Consider the following 18,420-nt stretch of genomic DNA (forward strand, 5'->3'; position numbering starts at 1 on the left):
TTCACCTGTATGCGTGGCGCTTGCTTCGCGCCGGCAAAGCCTCAGAATCGCGCCCCCGAACTGCTGTTTCCGTGCACCGTCCGCCCATGCAACACCCCTGCCTGACCTGCGGCGCCTGCTGCGCCTTCTTCCGCGTGAGTTTCCACTGGTCCGAGGCCGACCCGGAGCTGGGCGGGCGGGTACCGCTGGAACTGACCGAGTCGCTGCGCTCGCACGAGCGGGTCATGCGCGGCACCTCGCAGGCGAAGCCGCGCTGCGTGGCGCTGGATGCCGACATCGGTCGCTACAGCCGCTGCAGCATCCACGACCGGCGCCCGTCGGTTTGCGCGGCGGTGCCGGCGTCGTGGGAGTTCGGCGCTGCCAGCGCGCAGTGCGACAAGGCGCGCATTGCCCATGGGCTGGCAGTGCTGACGCAGGACGACTGGGCGGGAATCGGCGAGGCGGAAAAGAACCCGTTGCCGGTGCTGTGATTCCTTCCGGCTGATCCTGTCCGAGTGACCCCATCGGCCTGCCGCCAGGCAGGCCGCCGGCGTTCAAAGCGGGTGCGTGTCCAGGAACGTGCGGATCTCCGGCACCAGCACCTCGGCCTTGTCCTCGAGCACGTAATGCCCCGCATCCTCGAAGGCATGCACCTGCGCCTGCGGCAGCGCGTCGGTGAAGCCCTTGAGGAAGTGCTTGTCGAACACGAAGTCGCGCAGGCCCCAGCCGATGAAGACCGGGCGGTCGGCATACTCGGGCAGCTTGCGGCCCATCGCCTGCACCAGCGGCCAGGCGGCATCGCCTTCGCCCAGCGGGATGTCCTGGACGAAACGCGAAGTGGCGATGCGATTGGCCCAGGTGTCGTACGGCGCCAGGTAGGCGCGGCGGACGTCGTGCGGCATCGCGTTCTCCACGCCCACGCGCGCGGTGACGGCGGCGAAGGCGTTGAGGCCGCGGATCATGCCGGTGCCCAGCGCCGAATCGCGCCCCAGGCGCAGGGACTTCGGTAGCGGCTTGGCCGCCGGCAGCGGGAACGCGCCGGTGTTGAGGACGACCAGCCGGCGGATCTGCGCCGAATGCGTCAGGCCCCAACCGAAGCCGATACCGCCACCCCAGTCATGCACCGCCAGCGTCACCGGACCGGTCACGCCCAGCGTCTGCAGCAGCGTCTCGACGTCGTCGATGCGCGATTGCAGCGTGTAGCGGTAGCCCGGGCTGGCGCCCGGGGCGTCGTCGGGCTTGTCCGACTGGCCCATGCCGACATGGTCGGGAACGATGCAGCGGTAGCGATCGCGCAGGCCCAGCACCAGCCGGCGCCAGTAGTAGCTCCACGACGGGTTGCCGTGCAGCATCACCACCACCTCGCCGTCCTTCGGGCCCTCGTCGAGGTAGCTCATCCCGATTCCGGGACGGACCTGCAGGCGCTGCGGGGTGAAGGGATAGTCGGGAAGCGGAGTCTCGATCGTCATGGCGGCTCGGTGGCGCTCGCGGGAGGGCCGCAAGCCGGGAACAAGCGACCATTATCCCGTGCGCAGGCGGTTGTGCGCACTTCGATGCCGCCCTCGATGTCCGTGCAGACCGCGGAAGTGGCCCGTATCCCAGTCCGGAACAAGTCCTGGGCCCGCGGAATTGCCCCCGCGGCCGCTCGCTGGGCGCGCACGCCCCGCTGACATCGCCATCACCTTGATGAGCCGCGCGCCGCGCGATCACCGGGAATTCACCCATACGCAACTGCCCGGGCAAGACGATCCGGACGATGACAGCCAACAGGAGCGTGTCATGACCGATCATGTGATCACCGGCGAAGTCTCCAACAGCAAGGTCGCCGCCGTACTCGACAACAAGGCTGCCGCATTGCAGGCGGCCGACACCATCCGCCGCACGCTGCACCTGAAGGACAGCCAGGTGCGCGTGGTCGCTCCGCACGATCCGCGCGCGGGCAAGAAACTCGAGCCGGAGAGCCAGGGCATCTTCTCGACGATGCTGCGCGCGCACTTCTGGCTCGGCCTGCTCGGTGCGGCGCTCGGTGCCGTGCTGTTCTGGGTGCTGTGGACGCTGCGCGTGCCCTTCATCGTCAACTCGGCCGGGTACGCCGCCGGCGCGATCATCTTCTTCGCCGCGGTGGCGGGCTTGATGTTCGGTGGCCTGGTCACGCTGCGGCCTGACCATGACCTCTACATCCTCAAGGTCCAGGACGCACTCGGCGAGGGCCGCTACGCAGTGGTCGTGCATGCGCTGTCGCACGCTCAGCGCACGCAGGTCGCCGAACTGCTGCGTCGCGCCAGTGGCGAGGTCATCACCACGCTGTAGAACGCTCCTGCTTTCACGCGTCTTGCACACGGCTGGGGTTGGCGTCGGTCCATCATGGCTTCGAGTCCGGTCACCTCGGAGAAGCCGGGATGGCGCAGCGCGAACGGCGTTTACGGTGGATCGCCTCGGCCACGCTCGTGTGCGGCGTGGTGCCGGTATCGGCGTGGGCGCAGAAGTGCAGCGATCGCGGCGGCCTGGCATACCTGGGGGTCACTGCGAACGAGCAGCGGACGGTGTGGCTGTCGGGAACGGGCGCCGGATCGTTCCAGCTCGAGTCGACGCAGGGCAACCAGGTCGTCGACCAGTGGAGCAAGCAGCGGCGCGGACTCCACATCTCGCTTTCGCCGGTGGTCTCGTCCGGTAATGGCGGCGTGCACCAGCTGCTCGAACTCGGCAGCAACAAGCCGTGCATGATCGATTCGCAGAACCAGAAGGGCGGGATCAAGTTTCCGTCGCGCCTGCCTCCCCTGCCCAGCCTGCCGCCGAACCTTCGTCCACCGGGTGGCTTTGGCGGAGGCGGAGGCTTCTCCGGGTTGATGCCGACCCGGCCTGGGCGGCCGGGCGGCATGGCGCCGCCCGCGGGCACGATGCCGACGCTGCCTGCTGCGCCCGGTGGTGTCGCGCCTCCGATCGGCACACTGCCACCTGCTGGAATCACGCCGACACTCCCGGGAGGAGTCACACCGCCCGCGGGCGCGATGCCGACGCTGCCTTCCGCACCTGGCGGTGTCGCGCCCCCCATCGCTACGCTGCCACCCACTGGAATCACGCCGACACTGCCCGGTGGGGTCTCGCCGCCGACGGTCGCGATGCCTACGTTGCCCACGTTGCCCGGTGGGGGTGTCGCGCCACCCATCGCCACGCTGCCGCCCACCGGAATCACGCCGACACTGCCCGGCGGAGTCGCGCCACCCATGGCCGTGATGCCGACATTGCCCACGTTGCCCGGTAGTGGTGTCGCGCCCCCCATCGCTACGCTGCCGCCCACCGGAATCACCCCGACACTGCCGGGTGTAGTTGCGCCGCCGTCAGGCGCCATGCCGACGCTGCCTGGCGCGGTAACGCCGCCGGTCGCGACGTTGCCGCCGACAGGGATCACACCGACCTTGCCTGCTGCGCCGGGCGCCGTGATTCCACCCGTCGGCACGCTTCCACCCGGCGGTGGCACCGCGACGCTGCCGCCGGCCGGCGCGGTTCCGGGCCTTCCCACCGCACCGGGCGTCGGCGTACCGCCGTCGGTGGCGGCGCAGGCGGCCATCGTGGCGGCCGGGCACGTGGTCCTGCCTGACGAATGCGTGCAGAGCGAGCACCAGAACGTCATCGACGACGCGACGCGTCAACGCTGCCTCGACTTGCAGGGCCTGGAAGGCGCCGAAGGATTCGGCCGCAGCGTGCCGGTCACGCCGGGCCGCGAGTTCGCCGAACAATCACGCTGGAACGCCTGGTTCGACGGACGCGGCACCGACACGTCCGATCGACGCGAGGGCCAGGATCTGGATGCCAGCGGAAGTTACTTCACGATCGGTGTCGATCGCCGCCTCGACAACGACGTCGTGGTCGGTGGCCTGGTCTCGTACGAAGACAACGACAGCGACAACTTCGAAGGCGCGATGCGCGTGCGGTCCGACGGGTTCGGCGCCGGCTTCTACCTCGCCCAGCCATTGTCGGCACGATGGGCGATGGACACCTCGGTGACGTATGCCGTGATCGGCAACGACATCGGCATCGACATCGTCCACGGCGATTACGACACGCAGCGCTCGTCGCTGGTGTTCAACATGACGGGGCAGTACGGCGGCGACGACTGGCAGTACCGTCCCAAGGTGTCGTTGAACTACACCCACTACGACAACGATGCCTACCTGCTCACCGGCATGCTGGAAGGAATTCCGCTCAGCTTCGAGGTCGCCGCCGACAGCTTCGACAACGGGTCGATCGAAGGCACCTTCGAAGTCAGTCGATTCATCGAGACCGCGCGCAGCGTCGTCATTCCCTACGCCGAGTTCGGTGCGCGCTACAGTTTCGTCCGGCCCAACGACGGCGATATCCTCACCGCCGAACTGGTACAGGCATCCACCTCGGCGTGGGTCGGTTCGCTGCGACTGGGCGCACGTGCGCTGGTGTCACGCGCCACCTTCCTCGAGTCCAGCATCGGTTATCTGAGCGTGGGACAGGACGGCACCGACGCCTGGGAGCTCAGGCTTTTCCTTTCGCGCGCCTTCTAGCGGGAACCCGGCAGGATTCGTGCCGGGCCGCGAGGCCCCGTAGCGCGGGCGTGTCCGCTGCGTGGCCTGCGCGCTGGTCGTTCCGCGTAACTCTTTTGCAGTCGATTCCAGTGCCGCCCCCCGGCGGTCGCGTCGCAATGACGCGTCCTCTGATGCAAGGAGTCCACCATGAAGTCCCCCCGGATGCATTCGTCCCGCTGGTTGCTGGCGGGTGTCCTGCCATTGGTCGTTCCGTGCCAGGCACTGGCCGACGCCGTGACTGACTGGAATGCCACGACCAACCAGGTCATCGGCGCGGCAGGGGGCCCGCCGCAGCAGTTCCGCGTGTTCGCGATGGTCCACATCGCCATCCACGATGCGTTGAATGCAATCGATCCACGCTACAAGACCTACGCCGCCGTCGGCGCCGGAAATCCGAACGCATCGCCCGATGCCGCGGTCGCGCGTGCAGCGCGCGATGTCCTGCTGGCGACGCTGCCAACCCAGGCCGCGACGATCAACACCGCCTACACCAACTTCATCGCTGCGCTGCCCGCCTGCGCTCCGGCGCAGCCGGCATGCATCAGCCAGGGCGAAGCCATCGGCGCCGTCGCCGCCGATGCCATCCTCGACATGCGCGTCCTCGATGGCTCGCAGACGCCGCATGTTCCGTACACGCTTGGACCTGCTCCTGGTGTCTACCAGCCGACTCCGCCCACTCCGCCTGCGCCGGCTCCATTCCCGCAGTTCGGCGGCTGGGGCAACCTCGAGCCGTTCGCGCTGTCGAGTCCATGGCAGTTCAACCCGGGCCGCGCGGCCATGCTCAACATCAGGAGCAAGGCCTACGCCAAGGACTACAACGAAGTGAAAGCCGTCGGTGACGCCGTGCTGCGCAATGCCGCGCCTGATTCCGAAGAAAGTCGCATCGCGCGCTTCTGGCCCGGCGGTGGCGGCAACCTCAACGGCGTCGCCCGCGTCATCGTCGCCGACTACGACTTCGACCTGTGGGAACACGCGCGCCTGTTCGCACTGATGAACATGGCCATCAACGATGGTCTGGTCGCCACGTTCCGGGTCAAGTACTACTACAACTTCTGGCGCCCCTACACGGCGATCCACTGGGTCAACGACGGCAACGCGGGCACGCAACCCGACGCCACGTGGACCTCCTACATCGTCACGCCGCCGTATCCGGACTACACCTGCGGCCTGCCCAACACCGTTGGCTCGTTCGCCGGCGTACTTCGCGAGTTCTTCGGCACCGATGCGGTGCCGTTCACCCTCACGGCAAGCGGGCTTCCGCCGGCGGTCACGCGCAGCTACACCAGCCTGTCACAGGCTGCGGATGAATCCGCGGATGCGCGCGTCTATGGCGGCATCCATTTCCGTACCGGGTGCGAGGCCGGGGTGAAGCTGGGCGAGAAGGTCGGCAAGTTCGTGTTCAAGACGCAGCTGCGGCCACAGCGCAAGCACCATTGAGTCGTCTGTTGCGTTGAGAACGGCAACCGGACCGGCAGCCTTGTGGCCGCCGGTCCGGTCACTGCGATTTCATCCGTTCGATGCGGCCACCGGCGTAGCGTGGGCGGTCATTACAGCTGAGTCGTGGAGAGCGGGATGTCGACCGTCAAGGCGTGGGCCGCCCAGGGCCCTGGCCAGTCATTGGCCTTGCAGGACCTCAACCTTGGACCGCTCGGCGCGGAAGAAGTCGAAGTGGATGTCGAGTACTGCGGCATCTGCCACTCCGACCTGTCGATGCTCGACAACGAGTGGGGCATGAGCCAGTACCCGCTGGTGCCTGGCCATGAAGCAATCGGCCGCATTTCTGCTGTCGGCAGCCATGCCAAGGGGCTTAAGGTCGGCCAGCGCGTCGGCGTAGGCTGGACCGCGGAAACCTGCATGCATTGCCGGCAATGCCTGTCCGGCGACCAGAACCTGTGCGCGTCCGTGAGGCCGACCATCGGCGGGCACCACGGCGCGTTCGCGCAGAAGGTGCGAGCGCACTGGGCCTGGGCGATTCCGGTTCCGGACGGTCTGGATGTAGCAAGCGCCGGTCCACTGCTGTGCGGCGGCATCACCGTCTTCAAGCCGTTCCTGGCGTACGACATCAAGCCAACGATGCGCGTGGGCGTGGTCGGCGTCGGCGGCCTGGGCCACATGGCGATCAAGTTCGCCACCGCCTGGGGCTGTGATGTCACCGCCTTCACGTCGACCGCGGCCAAGGCCGACGAGGCGCACGGCTTTGGTGCGCACCATGTGGTTGCCAGTCGTGACTCGGCCGCGATCAACGCCGTTGCCGGCAGCCTCGACCTGCTGCTGGTGACGGTCAACGTACCGATGGACTGGGATGCGATGGTCGGCACGCTTGCGCCGAAGGGGCGCATGCACGTCGTTGGCGCCGTACTGGAGCCGATCCCGGTGGCGGCTTTCAGCCTGATCATGAAGCAACGTGAGATCTCCGGTTCGCCTACCGGTTCGCCCGTCGACATCGCCAGCCTGCTCGCTTTCGCTGCCCGCCACGACATCCGGCCGCAGGTCGAGATGTTCCCGATGAGCAAGGTCAATGAGGCCCTCGAACATCTGCGGGCCGGCAAGGCGCGCTACCGCATCGTGCTCGATGCCTCGGCGATGTAGCCACGGCGCGCGCCCTCGATTGTGCCGATCTGATGCGTTGCACTGGCGGGCGCTCCGCTTGGACGCACCAAGCGTGTCGGCCCGGGCGGCATCAGCGACAGGCGCAATGAACTGGCCGCCTACACGGTGGTGCAGGCCGAAACGCACGAAGCGGCGGCGAAACTGTTCGTGAACCACCCCCATTTCACGATTTTTCCCGGTGAAGCGGTCGAGATCATGGAATGCCTGCCGATCCCGGTTGCGCCGGCCTGAGTCATCTACCAGGCACGCCCTGGGCAATCCAGTCGCGCGCCTGCGCTGGCGAGTCCACCAGCACCGCATCGGCTCCCAGCGCCTGCGCGTGCCGGTAGTCCGATCGCGTGTTGATTCCGATCCACAGCAATCGCGCGCTGCCGTGGCCCTGGCGGAAGCACGCCATTGTGGCATCGGTCCAAAGCTCAGCATCGACCTGCGAATGGCCCTCGCCCAGCGTGAAAGTCTCGGTGACCTCAAAGCGACGGCGCAGTTCGAACGCCGACCAGCGCGCGACCTTCGGCGGTTCGCAGCGCCCTGACAGCAACTGTGTCACCAGGCGGCCGCGGGTATCGTCGCGCGTCTCGAAACGCTGCGCGCGAGGGTAGCGTGCCCACAGCGGATCGAACGACGCGTCGGTCGAATAGAGCAGCACGCGTGACCATTCGTTCCGTCGCTGCAGCACGTTGGCGACGGCGGCAACCAGCGGCTCGGCCGGCAGCGATTTCATGTCGAGCACGACCGGCACGGAACGCGGAATCCGCGCCAGAACGCTCTCCAGGGTCGGCACCGGGACCTGCCTGGCACGGTACGGATACCGGATCGCTCCATGGGCGCCCTCGACGCGGAAGTTCCAACCCGCATTGACCCGCTTCAGCTCCCGCCACGTCCAGGCGCTGACCGGACCCCGGGAATTGGTAAGCGCCGACAGGTCCTGCGGCCGGTAGAGCACCGGGACCCCGTCACCGCTCAACTGGACGCTGAGCCAGATCGCATCGGCGCCGTTTGCGAGCGATCCCCTGACTGCAACCAGCGTGTTCTCCGGGAAGTCGGCGGCCCCGCCGCGATGGGCCACGATCAACGGCGATGCGAACCGCGCGGAAGGGTCCTCTACTGGCGGCTGAGCGAAGGCCGCAACACAGTGCATCGATCCGATCAGCGCGCACAGGCGCAATGCGGTACGCATGAAATTGCCTCCCTGGCAAATGCATGCAACCAACCTATCCGCAGCCGCTGCTTCGGGTCATGACCAATTGGAGTCGATCGTTGAACGCAATCGGCCGGGTTTGCACGCACAAGGCTCGACCGCGCAAAGAAAAAAACCCGGCCTGGGCCGGGTGCTTTGCATTGCGTCACACGGTTGCGGAGCGTCTTACCAGACCACTTCCGCCATCGAGCAGTTCAGGCCAGAGCCGATGCCGAGCAGCGCCACGCGCGTGCCCTTCTTCAGACGGCCGCCTTCGCGCAGCTTGCTCAGCACGATCGGCACCGAGGCCGGACCGATGTTGCCGTGCTCGCCGAAGATGGTCATGACCTTCTTCGGGTCGATGCCGAAGGCCTTGAGGAAGGCCTGGGTGTGGGCCTTGCTGACCTGGTGGATGACGAACTCATCGAGCTCCTCGACCACCCAGCCCATCGCGGCGCGCGCGGCGACAAAGGTCGTCTTGGCGAGCTTGAGGCCCTCGATCATCAGCATGCGGCCATCGGCCACCATGCGGTCGTGGTGCAGGTCACCGCGGCACAGCTGGTTCCACTCGGTGGCCGAACGGGTGACGCTGCCACGGTAACGCGGTGCGCCCGGGGCCAGCTCCGTACGCGCCAGCACCATCGCGGCGGCGCCGCTGCCGAGCGTGAGCGTGGCCATCTCGTCGCGGAACTGTTCCTGGGTGACGTCGTCCCGGCTCAGGCGCTCGAGGGTCTTCTCGTAGGCCAGGTCGGCGGTTTCGCCGTTGACAACCAGGGCGTAGTCGATCTCGCCGCGCTCGATCATGCGGCTGGCGATGTCCATGCCGTTGAGGAATGCCAGGCAGGCATTGGCGACGTCGAAGTTCTGGCAGGTGTTGGGCAGGCGCAGGTTGCCCGAGACGATGGAGGCCGTGGACGGCTCCAGGTAGTCGCGGCTGACCGACGTGCTGACGAGCAGGCCGACGCGATCGGCATCGATGCCCGCATCGGCCAACGCCTTCACGCCTGCAAGCGTGGCGGCATCGGAGGCACGCACTTCACCGTCCCACAGACGGCGTTCGCGAACACCCGCCACTTCTTCGAGCACGTTGTAATTGATGCCCAGCCGATCGAGCGTTGGCTTGAGGCGCGTATTGATCTCGTCCGAGGTCAGCCGGCGGGGGGCATCGATATGTGCGAGGCCGGCGATTGCGACGTGCTGGAACAACATGGTGGTCTGACCGGAGACGGATGAACACACCATCTTAACGCTTTATTGAAGACCCCACCATTCGGGGGCGTGTGGTTCACGCCCCCGGCGACGGACGGTCCGGGGCGGATCAGCGCCCGATCGGGTAGGTCTGCGCGCTGCCGGTGGCGGCCGGAGCCTTCGAGGCGGCGCCCCCGGCGCCACAGCTCCAGGCGGCATAGCGCTGGGCCCCGTTCAGCGGCTCGCCCATCGGCTGAACGGTATCGGCCTTCAGGGCCGGCGCTTCGTTGCGCGCCGAGGTCTCCAGCTCCTCGCGAACGCGCAGCGGATTGCGCTCGTAGAAGGCGACGCTCTTCCTGACGGTCACTTCGACCTCGCCCTTCTTGACGCAACCGGCCGGCAGGCCGCTGCCGTCGATGACGCGAACCGACGACGCGCCCGGCGCCATCTTCACCCAGGTGCATGCGCCGACGGCGAACGTCGAACCCACTGCCAGGACCATTGCCAACATCGACTGACGCATTTGCCTGCTCCGAAAACCTGTTTGACCGAATGCGGCGCGGCGCACATCGCGCCGGCCTCTCGAACCGGCGCGATTGTCGCCCTGTTGGCTGACGTTGTGAATGAGAGGAAGTGAACAGCAACTGAGGCGATCGTCGCGGTTCGGGAAAATGCAGCCTTCTCCCGCGAGGGGAGAAGGCAACGTCCAGCGCTTACTTCTTGTCCGGCGACGTCTTGTCCGGCGACGTCTTGCCATCGGCATCGAGGATCTGCACGTCCCCCAGCTTCAGAGCGCGCACCGGCTGTTCGATCTGCTTGAGGTCGCCCACGACCACCCAGGTCAACGCATCCGGGTCGATAGTGGCTGCGGCCGCCTTGACCTGGTCCGGTGTCAGCGCCTCGATCTCCGCCTTGCGCTTGAACACGTAATCGTCCGGCCGGTCGTAGCGGACGATCGCGCTGACCGCACCGAGCACCGCCGATCCGGTTTCGAATGAACCCGGCAGGCCGCGGATCTCGGTGGCCTGGATCTTCGCCACCTCTTCCGCGGTCGGCGGCTTCTGCCCGGTGGAGTACAGGCTGATCTCGCGCTGCAGTTCCTTGAGCGAGTCGGCGGTCTTGTCGATCTGCACCGGGGCAAAGGCCATCCACGGGCGCTGGCCGAGCGAGTTGGCCGAGAAGCTGTAGGCGCCATAGGCCCAGTGCTTGTTCTCGCGCAGGTTCATGTTCAACCGCGAGGAGAACTCACCGCCCAGCACGGAATTGGCGATGTCGAAGCGGACCGAGCTGGGGTCCTTGGTCGAGGGCACGACTTCGCCGGCGAAGATATTCGCCTGCACTGCGCCAGGCTGGTCGATGAGGAACACGCGCGGCGCCTTGGGCCTGGCCACCTCGCCAATCACCGGCTTGGCCGGCGCTTGACCGGTGCCCTTCCAGTCGCCCAGGTGCTTGTCGAGCAGCGGCACGATCTCCTTGAGCGTAGTGTCGCCGACGACGATGAGTGTTGCGTCCTGCGGGCGCACCCAGGCCTGGTGGAATGCGACCAGGTCGTTGCGGGTCAGCGAGGCGATCGACTCTTCGGTGCCGCTGCCGCTGAACGGCATCGCGTAGGGATGGCCCTCGCCGTACAGCAGCGGCGGCAGCACGCGCAGCGCGGCGCCGTTCGGGCGCGCCTTCTCCTGCTTGATGCCGGCGATCCAGGTTGCCTTGATCCGGTCGATCTCCTTCTGGTCGAAGCGCGGCGCGCGCAGCATCTGCGAGAACAGGTCGATCGACGGCACCAGGTTTTCCTTCAGCGCCGACAGGTAGACCGTGCCGCCGTCGAGCGATGCACCGGCACCCATGCTGGCGCCGAGCGATTCGACGCGGTCGCCGAACGCCAGCGAATCGAGCTTACCGGCGCCCTCGTCGAGCATGCCCATGGCGAAGCTCGAGGTGCCGAGCGTATGACCCTGGTCGGCGCTGAAACCGCCGAGGAAGGCGTAGCTCATCTGCACGACCGGGATGTCATGGCGCTCGGCCAGGATCAGGCGTGTGCCGTTCTTGAGCATCGCGCGCTGCAGCGAGGGGAACTTGAGGTCGGGGAACTGGCTGGTCACCGGCACGCCCTTGCTGCGGTCGACCGTGCTGGGCGTGGTGGCGTACTTCGGGTCCACCGGCGGCAGCGTCAGCGGCGCCGGCGTCACCGAGGGGTCTTCGGCAATGACGGTTCGCTCGCCCGGCACCACCAGGAGGGTGTGGCTGCCCTTGGTCAGCCACTTGTTGCCGATCGCCTTGAGGTCTTTGGGGGTCGCGGTCTCGATCACCTTGAGGCTGTCGCGGAAGCAGCCCGGGTTGCCGGTGTAGACCGTGCATTCGGCCAGCGCGTCGGCCTTGCCGCCGAAGCCGCCGATGCGCTCGATGCCGCGCACGAAGCCGGCCTTGAACACGGTGCGCGCCTGCTCGACCTCGACCTTGCTCGGGCCATCCTTGAGCAGGCGCTTGATTTCCTCGTCGATGACCGCTTCGACCCTGGCCGGGTCGACGCCCTGCTTCACGTCGGCGGTGACCAGGAAGCTGGAGCTCAGCTGCGAGCCGTAGGCCGAGGCGGAAACGCTGTCGACCAGCTTGTCCCCGTGCAGCAGGCGGCGATCCAGGCGCGATGACTTGCTGCCGCCGAGCACCTGCGCCAGCAGCTGCAGCTGGTCAATGTCGGTGGTGCCGGTCTGGGCGACATTCCACACGCGGTGGATGCGCGCCTGCGGCACCTTGTCGGTCATGGTGGCGCGGGTGGACTTCTCCAGCGGCGCGACGTCCACCTTCGGCTGGGTCATGGTCGGCGTGGCCGGGATGTTGCCGAAGTACTCGGTGACCTTTTCCTTCGCGGTGGCCAGGTCGATGTCGCCGGCGAGCACCAGCACGGCGTTGTTCGGGCCGTACCAGGTGCGGAACCAGCCCTTCACGTCCTCGATCGAGGCGGAATTGAGGTCGGTCATCGAACCGATGGTGCTGTGGTGGTACGGATGCGTCACCGGATACATCGCCTTGCCCAGCTCGTCCCAGACCTGGCCGTAGGGCTCGTTCTCGCCCTGGCGCTTTTCGTTCTGGACGACGCCGCGCTGCTCGTCGAGCGTGGCCTGGTCGATCGCGCCGAGCAGGTGGCCCATGCGGTCGGACTCCATCCACAGCGCCATGTCGAGCGCGGTGGTGGGCACGTTCTGGAAGTAGTTGGTGCGGTCGGAGTTGGTGGTGCCGTTCTGGTCGGTGGCGCCGACCAGCTCGAAAGGCTCGAAGAATTCGCCGCGATGATTTTCCGAGCCGTTGAACATCAGGTGCTCGAACAGGTGGGCGAAGCCGGTGCGTCCTGCCGGCTCGTCCTTGCTGCCGACGTGGTACCAGATGTTGACCGCGACGATCGGCGCCTTGCGATCGGTATGCACGACCACACGCAGGCCATTGGGCAGCGTGAACTCCTCAAACGGAATGTCCACGGCCGCCTTGGGCGCAGCCTGCACGGCGGTCGGTGCGAAGCCGGTGCCGGCGACGGCCGTGGCCAGGGCAACGGCGAGGACCGCGGCGCGCGGTCGAAAGGTAGCGGTCATGAAACACTCCTGATTGGGTGACGCCCGAACTCCCTTGTCCGGGTGAAGTCCTCATCCTAGGCCACCGGCGAAGGCAGGCAACAGGCCAAAAGTCCCACTGGGCGGCCTTGGGCTTGCATTGGGCAGGCATTGACCTGCGTTTGGGCCAACGCGGCACACAGCCGGCCCGGGCCATACACTGGCGCCTTCGTCGCCCCGGGATGACCGCAATGAGTGATTCCCCGCTGCCCCGCCGCTGTCTGGTCACCGGCGCCAACCGCGGCCTGGGCCTGGAGTTCGTTCGCCAGCTGCTCGCCCGTGGTGATCGCGTCGTCGCCACCAGCCGCCATCCGGGGCGCGCGCATGCGCTCAACCAGTTGGCCGGCCAGAACCCGGGCCGCCTGCACGTGCTGCCGCTGGACGTGGCCGAGCCGAAGACGCATGCCGAACTCGCCCGCGAGATCCCGCTGGTCACCGACGGCATCGACCTACTGATCAACAACGCCGGCGTGCTGCATTCGGGCGAGCGCTTCGGTCACGTCGCGGCGGCGCAGCTCGACGACAGCCTGCGCACCAATGCGGCGGGCCCGTTCCTGCTGACCCAGGCGCTGGCGCCGCACCTGGCCGAAGGCGCCAAGGTCGCCAACCTGTCATCGATGCTGGGCTCGATCGCCTCGGTCGACGGCTTCCACACGCCAACCTATGCGATCTCGAAGGCGGCGCAGAACATGGCGACGGTGCTGCTGGCCCAGGCCCTGCGCGAACGCGGCATCACGGTGATCGCCCTGCATCCGGGCTGGGTGCAGACCGACATGGGCGGCAGCGGCGCGCAGGTGACGCCGGCCGACTCGGCACGCGGGCTGCTGGGCGTGATCGACTCGGTCGGGCCGGACGACAGCGGGCGCTTCATTGACTGGCAGGGCAATTCGCTGCCCTGGTAAGCCGGCCGGTTGACCGCACCGGAAGAATCCAGACACTGTCGCGATGTTCGACGTCATCCTCTACCAGCCCGAAATCCCTCCCAACACCGGCAACGTGATCCGCCTGTGCGCCAACACCGGCGCGCGGCTGCATTTGATCCGACCGCTCGGGTTCGGCCTGGAGGACCGCCAGCTCAAGCGCGCCGGCCTGGACTACCACGAGTACGCCACGCTGCAGGTACACGACGACCTGGATGCGGCGCTGGCGGTCATCGCCCAGGCCAGTGGAGTGCCGCCGCGATTGTTCGCCCTGAGCACGCGCGGCACGACCCGCTTCGATGGCCCTGCCTACGCCGCAGGCGATGCATTCCTGTTCGGCCCGGAGACGCGTGGCTTGCCGGCCGATGTGCTCGAGCGCGTGCCGCCAGCGCAACGCCTTCGCCTGCCGATGCGCCCGGACAACCGCAGCCTCAATCTGTCCAATGCGGTGGCAGTGGTGGTGTTCGAGGCGTGGCGGCAGCGGGGATTCGAAGGCGGCCAGTAGGTGCGAGGCTGGAAGCTACGCACGCAAGGCACGGAACTGACGTCGACGCGCAGACTAGTAATAGTCGAGCGTATATATCAGCGTGGACTGGATGCGCCCGCCAGCAGGGGTAGCTCCAAACCGGTAGTAGTGCGCAGTGAAGGCCTGCTGGAAGCTGGTGCTGTCGACCGTCGTCTCGTAGCGCTTCGTCGTCGCGTCGATCACCGCCCCTGTACTTCCCTCCACGACCTGGATCCCATACCCCACTGCTGCCGTGGCGTCCATGAGCGTGTTTTTCAGGAGCGAGATGGAAGCGTTCTCGAAGCTGGTGGCAGCACTGAAGCGTAATGAGAACACCAGTCCTTCGCTGCAGTTTGCAGCGATCGTGAAGTTGCGCGGCGCAGCAGTGCTTCCGACGCTGGGCAGTTCCCGCGCCGGCACCTCCGGAAAGGCAATCGTCGCAAGCGGCTGCAGTGCGCAGGTCCTGGCACTGATCGTGCCCCCTGTCACCATGCCGTTGTACGCGCCTACTTGCGTAAAGGAGGTATTGCCACCCGTGTCCGAGGTTCGCGAATCGGTCCTTATGTAAGGAATGGTAGTCACCGCTCCGCTTTTGGAGCCGCTGGTCAGATTGATGAACTGCGCCGATCTGCCTAGGTTGACCGACCAAGGTCCGCCGTTGCTCGGCGGATGCGTTTCCCAGAAGAGGTAGCCGTTCTGGGTGGTTCGCCGTCCGGCCGTTGTCGCAGCCAGAGACGGGCCCGCTGCCGGAAAGTCGAAGAAGTAGCGAACCCCTATTCCTGGAAGGTTCGTGGTGTAGACATCACTGAAACCTGGGGCTAGCTTCCCCGCTTCAACGAAGAAGTTGAACCATGCATATGCGCTTGGCGCCCCTGACTGAACCACGCTGATCGTATAGGGCGCCAGCGGGATCTCGCTCGAGACAGGGGCCCCGACCGGCGTATCCGGTGCCACGTTGATCCTACCCGACACGGCCACCGCGATTTCGGGCCCCGTCCCGGTCAAGCAGGTTCTACCGGCGGGACAAGTCTGTGCCGATGCATCGACGCAAGCGAACATCGTCACAAGTAGCAGCAGGCAGAACGCGTACATCGAGTGACGACGACCCCGTCTTCCGTCTGGAGATCTTCTGGCCCGGAACGCAGGCAGTGACGGGACGCTCTCGGATATGCAGTTCTTCGCGATGTCCATTGGAACCTCTTCGGATTTGCCGCGGGCGTCGTCCGGGCGGACTCGCTTGGCGACCTGCGGAAGATGCATGCGGTCCGCGCCGGCAGGTGCTGTTGCGCGAGCGTCCTCGATCAGTTGCATGTTGCGTCCGCCGTCGTGTATCCCATCTTGATGTTGGTGACCTTGGGGAGCGAGTAGCGCAGCTTGCAGGTTTCATCGGCGGCAGTGCCCCAGCGCGCCGTCAGCTCACCACTGTCGGAACCCAGGCTGCGCGCAATCACCTTGCCGCCCTGCGCGACAGTGCCGATGCTGAGGCCCTGGGCATCCAGCACGTCGGCACCAAACGGCAGTGGCTCGCCATTCGCAAGCCGAGTGCGGAGGATGGCTGCGCGTCCTCCGGTGCTCGTCTCGAACCGGACCAGTGTGATCGCGCCCGACGTGGGTACCGTCTGCTCCTGGGTCGAGTCGAGCTGGACGTTCAACGGCAGGCCGTTGGGATCGATGTCGATTGAGCTGCGCGTGAAGGGCGACAGGTTCGATACGACGGCGTGGCCCCAGCGGTCGACCCGCAGTCCGCTGCCGTTGGAGACGATCGCGCCCTTGGCGCCCTTCGCTTCCACGATCGCCACCGTGTCGCCGAGCGTTGGCGTGAACGTAACGCCACCTGCGTAGGCAACGATGCCGCCGGAAACGCCGGCACTGACCTGGCTGTAGTTGTTGGACTTGCTGGCGCTGCCGGTGATCGTCGCGCTTGGCAGCGCGTAGGATGCGTTCGCGCCATAGGTGCTCGAACTTTCTACGCCAACGCCACGGTTGTGGCTGGCGTTAAGGCCGTAGCTGAAAGCGCTGTCGCGCCCCAACGTGCCGGTCACCGACTCCTGGAAGGTCGCCGCGCCCGATGAATCGCGCTGCAAGCTGGTCTGCGAGTACGGCGCGCGTGGGCCCGAACCCAGCGGGATGCCCACGGTGAACATCACCCGGTTATCCCAGTCGCCACGGCTCAGGTCGAACTGGCGCGATGCGGAGAACCCGAAGTTGATGCGCTTGTAGGTGTTGTTGTAGCCCAACTGGTACTGGGTGTCGGTTTCCCGGCGGTTCCAGTAGTCCTGGCGCGAGCCGGTGAGGTAAAACGAGCCCCAGCCGGCCGGCAATGTCTGGTTGACCGTCAGCTGCAGGCGGCCACGCTCTCGGTCTGGTGCTGGCAGCAGATCGTCCGGGGCGCGGGCGTTGAGCGCCACTGCGTCTTCCAGGTCGAGGAACCCCTCGCTGGAGTATCGGTATGCCGCAAGCGTCAGATTGGTATTGGTCGGCGCGACCAGCTTGCTGTAGCTCAGTCTGACGCTTTGCCCGCTCCGGTCCGGCTCGTGGTCGAGCTTGGCGTTGGACCGGGTGATGTCCAGGCCGATCGCACCGAAACGTGTGTTGAGCGCGGAGCCGACGGCAACAGCCTGGTAGTCCTTGGTCACCGTCGCACCGCCGTAGGCGGTGATGCCGTTGCTGAGGCCGCGCTGGTACGTGCCCTGTAGCAGCTCCGGCTCACTGTCGACAGTGGGATGGCGGTACAGGCCCGCCGTGAGGCTATAGCGGCCAATACCCGGTCGCAGCGCGTTCACCGCGGCGGAGTACGGCACCTTGGAGACATTGACGCTGCCATCGGCTTCGGTGACCACCACTTCGAGGTCGCCACCGTATCCGCTGGGGTACAGGTCATCGATCTCGAACGCGCCGGGAGCGACGTTGGTTTCGTACAGGATGCTGCCGCCCTGGCGGACCTGCACGCGCGCGTTGCTGTTGGCGATGCCGTGGATCGTCGGCGCGTAGCCGCGCTGCGACTCCGGGTACATCCGGTCATCGCTGGCCAGCTGCACACCGCGAAAGCCGAAGCTGTCGAAGATGGTGCCATCGGTGTAGGCGTCACCAATGGTCAGCTGGCTCTTGATCGGAATGAGCGATCGTTGTGCGTAGGTCTGCACACCGTCGTACTTGCCGCCATTGTTTTCGTCGTAGCTGAAGTTGCCGATGTGCCGCAGGCGCCACGGCCCTATGTTGGCGCCGGCATTGATGCCGACGTAGCCCTGCGTGATCGCATTGCCCTGCGATTCGGCGCGGTAGGCGTTGGCGTTGTACTGGAGGCGGAACGCGTTGATGCCTTCGTCCCAGAACCGGGGATCGACGTAGCCACGTGCGTGCCGGTCGAGCGCTGCTTGCGGAACGCTGATGTCCAGGCGCTGCTCGCCGTTGTCGAACACGGCGGACGCGCCTTCGATCAGGCTTGGCAAGGTGACGCAGGTGTCGCCGGAGCTGTCCTCCAGCCTTGCCATGCTCTCCGGCGTGAGCTTGGTCATGTCGAGGCCAAGACGCCCGATCAGTTCCAGGTCGAAGCACGGCTGGACGTTGTCACCACCTGGCGTCAGCGGCCGCAGCGTGATCTCGGCCTTGCCCAGCAATTGCTGGTTTACCTGCAGGTCTGCCAGGTAGGTGCCCGGCAGCGCGGCATTGCCCCGGGCGAACCGACTCAGGTCGACGTTGCCGCCGCTTCCTTCGAATGCGTGCAGGAAAGCTTCATTGAACTCGACCAGCGTGCCCGAATCATCCGCGTTCGGACCACCCGTCCACGCGCCGGCGCCGCCACTGGTCAACAGTGCGGCGACCGCCAGGCTGATCGGGCGAAGACGTGGATACTGGTGATTGCGATGTTGCTTGCGCATGCTTCTGG

14 protein-coding genes and 1 pseudogene are annotated in these 18,420 nt (G+C 66.6%); 8 read left to right on the forward strand and 7 right to left on the reverse strand.

The window, feature by feature from the left end:
* The first annotated feature begins 86 nt into the window (after positions 1–86).
* Entirely contained in the window at positions 87–470 is a 384-nt protein-coding gene (locus tag MNR01_RS10110; RefSeq protein ID WP_241917687.1) for a YkgJ family cysteine cluster protein, read from the forward strand.
* Between the two features lie 63 nt (positions 471–533).
* On the opposite strand, the gene MNR01_RS10115 is transcribed toward MNR01_RS10110, so the two are convergent.
* Entirely contained in the window at positions 534–1,448 is a 915-nt protein-coding gene (locus MNR01_RS10115; protein ID WP_241917688.1) for an alpha/beta fold hydrolase, read from the reverse strand.
* 310 nt (positions 1,449–1,758) lie between these two features.
* On the opposite strand from MNR01_RS10115, the gene MNR01_RS10120 reads away from it, so the two are divergent.
* From MNR01_RS10120 to MNR01_RS17470, 5 genes are all read left to right on the forward strand, one after another.
* Positions 1,759–2,289, forward strand: coding sequence for a hypothetical protein (locus MNR01_RS10120; RefSeq protein WP_241917689.1), 531 nt, complete (start codon positions 1,759–1,761; stop codon positions 2,287–2,289).
* Between the two features lie 89 nt (positions 2,290–2,378).
* Complete coding sequence (locus MNR01_RS10125) at positions 2,379–4,514, forward strand: autotransporter outer membrane beta-barrel domain-containing protein (protein ID WP_241917690.1); 2,136 nt, start codon at positions 2,379–2,381, stop codon at positions 4,512–4,514.
* A gap of 168 nt (positions 4,515–4,682) precedes the next feature.
* A complete protein-coding gene (locus MNR01_RS10130; protein WP_241917691.1) occupies positions 4,683–5,972 on the forward strand; it encodes a vanadium-dependent haloperoxidase in 1,290 nt (429 codons plus the stop codon).
* A gap of 135 nt (positions 5,973–6,107) precedes the next feature.
* Positions 6,108–7,124, forward strand: a complete 1,017-nt coding sequence (locus MNR01_RS10135) for an NAD(P)-dependent alcohol dehydrogenase (RefSeq protein WP_241917692.1) — start codon at positions 6,108–6,110, stop codon at positions 7,122–7,124.
* 126 nt (positions 7,125–7,250) lie between these two features.
* Positions 7,251–7,376 carry a hypothetical protein gene (locus tag MNR01_RS17470; protein ID WP_256451839.1) on the forward strand — a complete coding sequence of 42 codons (126 nt, stop codon included), beginning with the start codon at positions 7,251–7,253 and terminating at the stop codon, positions 7,374–7,376.
* Between the two features lies 1 nt (position 7,377).
* Here MNR01_RS17470 and MNR01_RS10140 read toward each other — a convergent pair whose 3' ends face one another.
* From MNR01_RS10140 to MNR01_RS10155, 4 genes and pseudogenes are all read right to left on the reverse strand, one after another.
* Positions 7,378–8,322: a glycerophosphodiester phosphodiesterase family protein gene (locus MNR01_RS10140; RefSeq protein ID WP_241917693.1), complete on the reverse strand. Its 945-nt coding sequence runs from the start codon at positions 8,320–8,322 to the stop codon at positions 7,378–7,380.
* Positions 8,323–8,508: 186 nt separating this feature from the next.
* Positions 8,509–9,531, reverse strand: a complete 1,023-nt coding sequence (locus MNR01_RS10145; protein ID WP_200608278.1) for a 3-oxoacyl-ACP synthase III — start codon at positions 9,529–9,531, stop codon at positions 8,509–8,511.
* A gap of 181 nt (positions 9,532–9,712) precedes the next feature.
* A pseudogene (locus MNR01_RS10150) lies at positions 9,713–10,033 on the reverse strand (DUF4156 domain-containing protein); the annotation flags it as partial.
* A 190-nt stretch (positions 10,034–10,223) separates the two neighbouring features.
* Positions 10,224–13,091: a pitrilysin family protein gene (locus MNR01_RS10155; RefSeq protein ID WP_241917694.1), complete on the reverse strand. Its 2,868-nt coding sequence runs from the start codon at positions 13,089–13,091 to the stop codon at positions 10,224–10,226.
* Positions 13,092–13,300: 209 nt separating this feature from the next.
* Between MNR01_RS10155 and MNR01_RS10160 the strand changes: the two genes are divergently transcribed.
* Together MNR01_RS10160 and MNR01_RS10165 are read left to right on the forward strand one after the other, a co-directional pair.
* Positions 13,301–14,011: an SDR family oxidoreductase gene (locus MNR01_RS10160; RefSeq protein WP_241917695.1), complete on the forward strand. Its 711-nt coding sequence runs from the start codon at positions 13,301–13,303 to the stop codon at positions 14,009–14,011.
* Between the two features lie 43 nt (positions 14,012–14,054).
* Positions 14,055–14,534: a tRNA (cytidine(34)-2'-O)-methyltransferase gene (locus MNR01_RS10165; protein WP_241917696.1), complete on the forward strand. Its 480-nt coding sequence runs from the start codon at positions 14,055–14,057 to the stop codon at positions 14,532–14,534.
* 54 nt (positions 14,535–14,588) lie between these two features.
* On the opposite strand, the gene MNR01_RS10170 is transcribed toward MNR01_RS10165, so the two are convergent.
* Both MNR01_RS10170 and MNR01_RS10175 read right to left on the reverse strand, forming a co-directional pair.
* Positions 14,589–15,845, reverse strand: coding sequence for a fimbrial protein (locus MNR01_RS10170; protein WP_241917697.1), 1,257 nt, complete (start codon positions 15,843–15,845; stop codon positions 14,589–14,591).
* Positions 15,836–18,412 (reverse strand): fimbria/pilus outer membrane usher protein, encoded by a 2,577-nt coding sequence (locus MNR01_RS10175; RefSeq protein ID WP_241917698.1) that lies wholly within the window; start codon positions 18,410–18,412, stop codon positions 15,836–15,838. Before MNR01_RS10175 ends, MNR01_RS10170 begins: the two co-directional genes overlap by 10 nt.
* Positions 18,413–18,420: the final 8 nt, after the last annotated feature.

This window comes from Lysobacter sp. S4-A87 (assembly GCF_022637455.1).
GTDB lineage: Bacteria > Pseudomonadota > Gammaproteobacteria > Xanthomonadales > Xanthomonadaceae > Lysobacter_J.

Excerpts from the sequence above, each read along its gene's own strand:
- MNR01_RS10110 (WP_241917687.1), top strand. The coding sequence starts at position 87 with ATGCAACACCCCTGCCTGACCTGCGGCGCCTGCTGCGCCTTCTTCCGC.
- MNR01_RS10115 (WP_241917688.1), bottom strand. The coding sequence starts at position 1,448 with ATGACGATCGAGACTCCGCTTCCCGACTATCCCTTCACCCCGCAGCGC.
- MNR01_RS10120 (WP_241917689.1), top strand. The coding sequence starts at position 1,759 with ATGACCGATCATGTGATCACCGGCGAAGTCTCCAACAGCAAGGTCGCC.
- MNR01_RS10125 (WP_241917690.1), top strand. The coding sequence starts at position 2,379 with ATGGCGCAGCGCGAACGGCGTTTACGGTGGATCGCCTCGGCCACGCTC.
- MNR01_RS10130 (WP_241917691.1), top strand. The coding sequence starts at position 4,683 with ATGAAGTCCCCCCGGATGCATTCGTCCCGCTGGTTGCTGGCGGGTGTC.
- MNR01_RS10135 (WP_241917692.1), top strand. The coding sequence starts at position 6,108 with ATGTCGACCGTCAAGGCGTGGGCCGCCCAGGGCCCTGGCCAGTCATTG.
- MNR01_RS10140 (WP_241917693.1), bottom strand. The coding sequence starts at position 8,322 with ATGCGTACCGCATTGCGCCTGTGCGCGCTGATCGGATCGATGCACTGT.
- MNR01_RS10145 (WP_200608278.1), bottom strand. The coding sequence starts at position 9,531 with ATGTTGTTCCAGCACGTCGCAATCGCCGGCCTCGCACATATCGATGCC.
- MNR01_RS10155 (WP_241917694.1), bottom strand. The coding sequence starts at position 13,091 with ATGACCGCTACCTTTCGACCGCGCGCCGCGGTCCTCGCCGTTGCCCTG.
- MNR01_RS10160 (WP_241917695.1), top strand. The coding sequence starts at position 13,301 with ATGAGTGATTCCCCGCTGCCCCGCCGCTGTCTGGTCACCGGCGCCAAC.
- MNR01_RS10165 (WP_241917696.1), top strand. The coding sequence starts at position 14,055 with ATGTTCGACGTCATCCTCTACCAGCCCGAAATCCCTCCCAACACCGGC.
- MNR01_RS10170 (WP_241917697.1), bottom strand. The coding sequence starts at position 15,845 with ATGCAACTGATCGAGGACGCTCGCGCAACAGCACCTGCCGGCGCGGAC.
- MNR01_RS10175 (WP_241917698.1), bottom strand. The coding sequence starts at position 18,412 with ATGCGCAAGCAACATCGCAATCACCAGTATCCACGTCTTCGCCCGATC.